Below are 1,506 nucleotides of genomic sequence, written 5' to 3'. Positions count from 1 at the left end.
AGAATGGCTAAATTCTCGAAATTAATCATTTCTCAAATCTAGTGATTTGTATTCGCATCCTTGTGGACCGCAATATTTTCCAACATAGACTGCCTTTGGTCTGTATAATGCTGGCTTTGGTGCAGCCTCTGCAAATTTTTCCTCAATGATATGTGCAGCCCATCCAACTACTCTTGATATTGCAAAGATTGGTGTGTTCAAATCCATTGGGATTTTTAGCATGTAATACACTGATGCACTATACAAATCAACATTAGGATAAATGTCAGCACCCTTTCTCTTTTTCATCTCTGCGATGGTGGTCTGTTCTACTTTTTCTGTAATCTTAAACCATGGGTCACCTGTCTTTTCTGCAAGCTTTCTTGATAATTCTTTTAGAACTTGTGCTCGAGGATCATAAGTTCTATACACTGCATGACCCATTCCCATAACGCGTTCTCCTGCATCCATTCTTTTCTTAATCCATTCTTCTACCTTGTCTTCAGAACCAATATCTAATAGCATTCGCATTACTTCGTAATTTGCACCACCGTGTAGCTCACCACTTAATGCTCCAATTGCTGCACTAGATGCAGAATACATATGTGCTCTAGTTGATGCAACTTGTCTTGCAGCAAAAGTTGATGCATTAAATGTATGATCTGCATGCAATATCAAACAAACATCAAATATTTTTTCTATCTCTTTGTCTGGTTTTTCACCTGTCATCATATAGAGAAAGTTTCCAGCATGACTTAGGTCTGGGTCAGGATCAATTATTTCTAATTCATTTCTAATTCTTTGCCAGCTTGCAACAATTGTTGGAACTTTAGCAATTAGATTAATTGCTCTATCATAACTTGCCTCTTTATTTGAAAACTCTTCATCATAATATCCTGCAAGTGCTGCAACAAATGCCTGCAGCATATCCATAGGGTCTGCATCTTTTCTCCAGTTGCCCATATTGATTTGCATCTGTTTTGGAATCCATCTGGCCTCTGTAAGCCTTGATTGAAAATCCTTTAACTCCTCTTTTGTTGGTAAATCATCATGTAATAGAAGATACGCTACTTCTTCAAAATTTGATTTTTTGGTTAACTCTAAAATGTCATATCCTCGATAGATTAACTTCCCCTGTTCCCCGTCGATATTTGATATCTTGGTATCTGCAACTGGAATCCCTCTAAGGCCAATATTTTTAGTATCCATGCCTATCTAAGGCGCATTTTGGTATTATATCTTCTATTATTTCTGAGCAATACATACGCCGAGGAAATTTAGTATTTTGTCTAAACTCTCAACTTTTGTCAATTTTACTGAATTTTTTTATGATTTTACATGTCGGGAATTGAAAGAAAGTACCAAAAATCCATCGATGAACTGATTTTAAACGCTACTCCTGAAGAGCTTCAAAAAATTCAGGAACTTGATATCAATTCCCAACTTTCCGGAAACTCATTTTATGATTCCTATGCAAATCAAAAAAATGATGTCAAAATAGAATCTCACACTCTTCCTAAGAAAAAT

At 36.0% G+C, this 1,506-nt stretch carries 2 protein-coding genes; one reads left to right on the top strand and one right to left on the bottom strand.

Annotated features, from left to right (window positions below; genetic code table 11):
* Positions 1-21: 21 nt before the first annotated feature.
* Entirely contained in the window at positions 22-1,188 is a 1,167-nt protein-coding gene (locus C6988_RS11075; RefSeq protein WP_182135511.1) for a citrate synthase, read from the bottom strand.
* A 129-nt stretch (positions 1,189-1,317) separates the two neighbouring features.
* On the opposite strand from C6988_RS11075, the gene C6988_RS11070 reads away from it, so the two are divergent.
* Positions 1,318-1,506, top strand: a 189-nt coding sequence (locus C6988_RS11070) for a hypothetical protein (RefSeq protein WP_182135510.1), incomplete at its 3' end; no start/stop codon positions are given.

Origin of the sequence: Nitrosopumilus sp. b1, from assembly GCF_014078545.1 — an archaeon.
Classification (GTDB): Archaea; Thermoproteota; Nitrososphaeria; order Nitrososphaerales; family Nitrosopumilaceae; genus PXYB01.
This window is presented reverse-complemented; position numbering and strand designations above follow the sequence as displayed.

Coding starts and splice junctions, on each gene's coding strand:
- C6988_RS11075 (WP_182135511.1), bottom strand. CDS start 1,188: ATGGATACTAAAAATATTGGCCTTAGAGGGATTCCAGTTGCAGATACC.